Raw genomic sequence first — 3,551 nt, 5'->3', positions numbered from 1 at the left:
TGATACAAGAGTTTAGCGACGATCAGAGTTCTTCCCCACGCCGATGCCGGCCCGACGCCAGTCCTCTGCCTCTCGACCCTCCAGCAGCACCGCCACCCGCTCGGCCAAAAATGCTGGTTCAACCGGCTTGCGCAGCAGCGAGAAGGCGCCACTCAATGCGCCGCCCATCGCCAACTCGGCGGCGTCCGTGACGAAACCGGTGAGGAGAATGGCCGGCAGCCCGGGCCGCCGGCGCTGCACTTCGCGAACAAGCGCCAATCCGTCGATCCCCGGCATGGACAGGTCGGACACAAGAATGTCCACCGCCTCACCGGCGTCGAGAAGTGCGAGTACCTCCGCCGCGTTCGCCGCCGGCCGCACGACATAGCCCGCCATCCGAAGGCCTTCCGCCGTGATGTCGCGCACCACTGCCTCGTCATCCACCAGCAGAACCCGAGCGATCCGTTCACCAGCCAGCGGTGCGCCGGCGGGCGCTGTGACTGGAATTTCTGCATCGGCGACAGGCAGCCAGAGCGACACGGTGGTGCCACGGCCAGGCGCACTCTCCATATGCAGAGCCCCGCCGGACTGCTCGGCGAAGCCGCGCGCCATAGCAAGGCCGAGACCAGTGCCCTTGCCCTCCGGCTTCGTCGTGAAGAAGGGTTCTGACGCTCGCGCCAGCACCTCCGGCGTCATTCCTTCACCAGTATCGCGCACGCAAAGGCGCACATACGCCCCGGGTCCGAGCCGCGACGGGCGTTCCGGCTCATCGCCGGCGTAGAGCGCTGCCGCGGCTACGAGGGTGATCACGCCCTGTCCCGCCATGGCATCGCGTGCATTCGCGGCGAGGTTCACCAGCACCGTCTCGAGCTGGCCCTTGTCGGCGAACAGTGGCGGCAGTCGTGGCTCGATCGCCAGTTCAATCCGGATGCCCGCCCCCAGTGTGTGCGCGAGCACTTCCTGAATCGCCGTCAGCAAATCCGCCACGTCGGTCGGCTCCGCGCGGAGCTCGGCTCGGCGGGAAAACGCCAGCAGACGGCGAGTTACCGTTGCGCCTCGCTTCGCGGCATCGGCCACCATGCGTGCCAGCCGGAGCACCCGCGGCGCCTCGCCGGGCGCGGCCTCGATCAGCCGGGCACCGCCCTGGACTGCCTGCAGCACGTTATTGAAGTCGTGCGCGATGCCGCCTGCGAGCTGACCCAGCGCCTCCATCCGCTGCGCATGGGCCAGTCGCGCCTGTGCCTCTTCGCGTGCCGCCACCGCCTCAACGACCCGGTGCTCGAGTGTTTCGTTCAGCCTGCGCAGTTCCGCCTCGCGTTGGGCAAGCACTGCTTCTGCCTGCTTGCGCGCGGTCACGTCGATGGCGGTACCGATCAGGCGAATGCAGCGCCCAGCCTTGTCGAAAAGCCCGCGGCCCGTCGAAGCGACCCAGCGCACCGTCCCGTCCTCCTTGCCGAGGACGCGGTACTCGACAGCGTAGAGCGCGCGCTGGGCAGGGTCGACGGCAGCGGCATAGGCAGCCTGAACCACGGCGCGGTCTTCTGGGTGCAGCGCTCCCAGCAAATCCGCGCGGCCGACCGGCGTCACGGGCGTGATGCCAAAGATGGCGTAGACCCGTGGCGACCAGACCAGCGTGCCCGCCACAGGGTCGAGGTCCCAAAAGCCGACCTCGGCCGCTTCGGTGGCCAGCCGCAGCCGCTCGTCGCTCTCGCCCAGGGCCGCCTCAGCAGCCTTTCGATCGGTCACGTCGACCAGTACGCCGAGGACGCGAGTGACGCGCCCGTCTGCACCGGAAGCCATCTCGGCCCGCAACAGGAGCCAGCGCACGGAACCGTCTGGCCAAGCGCAGCGAAACTCTGCCTCAAAGAACCGCTCGCCTAGGGCCAACGCCTCCCGCCCGCTCCGCAGCAACCGCTCGCGCTCGCCCGGAAGATAGCGCGCCCGGCGCTCCTCGCGGGTTGGTTCTGCATGTGGGGGAAAGCCGAACAGCTGGTTCAGCTCGGGTGAGCCAATGACCTCGTCCTTGGCGACGTCGAGTTCGAACACCGCCATCCGCCCTGCCTCCAGGGCAAGGCGCAGCCGTGCCTGCACAGCACGGCGCTCGGTGACGTCGAGCGACACACCGAGCATGCGCAGAGGCCGCCCCCCTGCATCGCGGACCACCTCGCCACGACCGACGATCCACCGCACCGTCCCGTCCGATTGCCGCCGGTAGCGGAACTCCACCTCCCAACCAGTCCGCATGGAAGCCAGCAGCGCCGCGAGTTCCGCCTGCACGCGCGGCTGGTCTTCCGGATGGATGCCCCCTCGCCAAGCCTCAACCGTCGCAGGGCGGCTTGGGTCGGTGCCATGGATCCGATGACACTCCTCCGACCAGCGAAGCGCACCGGTGGCTACGTCCCACTCCCAGGTACCTACCCCACCAGCCTGCTGCGCCAAGCGCAGCCGTGCCTCGCTCTCGCGTAGAGCCTCGACGGCTTGGTGCTCGGTGGTGCGATCGCGAAAGGCGACGCCAAGGCCGCGGCTGGTAGGAAAAGCGGTGACCTCGACCCAGCGGTCGGGCCGGACCACGCCGTGACGCTCGACGCGCGCTGGCCGGCGGGTGACCATCGCCTCCCGCAGGAAGACCTCTAGCCAACTGCCGCGGGAGCCCTGCATCACGTCCCAGATCGGGCGGCCCAGTGCGGCCTCGGTTGGTGTGCCGTAATAAGCGGCGCAGCCCGCATTGAAGGTGACGAAGTGGAACTCCCGATCCAGTTCGTAAGCGTTATCGCCAAGCGCCTGGAAAAGCGCTTCGCTGGCGAGGTCGTGCCAAGATGATACTGGCTTGGTGCTCACCGCTGCACCTCTGGCTGTTCCCACCATGACCCCGATGTGCCGATCCACGGACCGCAGCGCAGCAGTGTATGGTGATAAGCCCTGGACATGGGTGTTATCGGCGTCTCCAGCCGTAGCGGTCCGGTACGGGGCAAACTTGATTGCAATCCGGCGACGCTTCAATAAGCGCCGGCGATCACACAAGCACGTCGGGGAAGTTGGTCCGACCGCGGACGCCGCCGGTGAAGTCGTTCAGCGTCTGGTGCTGGTCACCCGCCCGTGTGCTGCACCCCCACACTTCGGTGTGCAAGCCATGGCGCACGGAAATTCGGGTTGTGTCCCGTCGTAGCAGCCGAGTCAGGGCCGGTGAGTTCACATGCAGCTTGGCAGTCCGAAAGACCGTATTCGCAGGCCCGTTCTAGGCCGAGCCGCTTCGGCTGTATTTGGGCGCTACAGCCCGACCAGTCCGGCGGGGCTCTCGCCCACCAGCTTTGCAAGGCCTACCAGGGCGACTTGGACTGCTTCGCCGCCTGGACCGCTGCGCATGGCCTGGATTCCCTCCCCGCTCAGCCGGAGACCATTGGCGCCTATCTGACGGCCAAGACCGACAGCCTGCGGGTCAGCGCCGTAAAGCGGCGGCTGGCGGCGATCTCCACCGCGCACCGCCTGGCTGGGCATTAGCTCGACACCCGCCACCCAGTGGTCCGCGAGGTGATGCGCGGCATCCGCCGGCAGCATGGTATCGCACCGCGGCA

2 protein-coding genes are annotated in these 3,551 nt (G+C 67.8%); both read right to left on the bottom strand.

All coding sequences use genetic code 11. The features are described 5' to 3' along the window. Window positions 1-12: 12 nt before the first annotated feature. A complete protein-coding gene (locus E2C05_RS29865; RefSeq protein WP_133223254.1) occupies window positions 13-2,865 on the bottom strand; it encodes a hybrid sensor histidine kinase/response regulator in 2,853 nt (950 codons plus the stop codon). Window positions 2,866-3,246: 381 nt separating this feature from the next. Then, on the bottom strand, window positions 3,247-3,551 hold a 305-nt coding region (locus E2C05_RS34425), incomplete at its 5' end, for a hypothetical protein (protein WP_205083176.1).

The sequence above is a fragment of the Paracraurococcus ruber genome (assembly GCF_004353985.1).
GTDB lineage: Bacteria > Pseudomonadota > Alphaproteobacteria > Acetobacterales > Acetobacteraceae > Paracraurococcus > Paracraurococcus ruber.
Note: the sequence above shows the minus strand (reverse complement) of the source record. Positions and strands in the feature narration are given on the sequence as shown.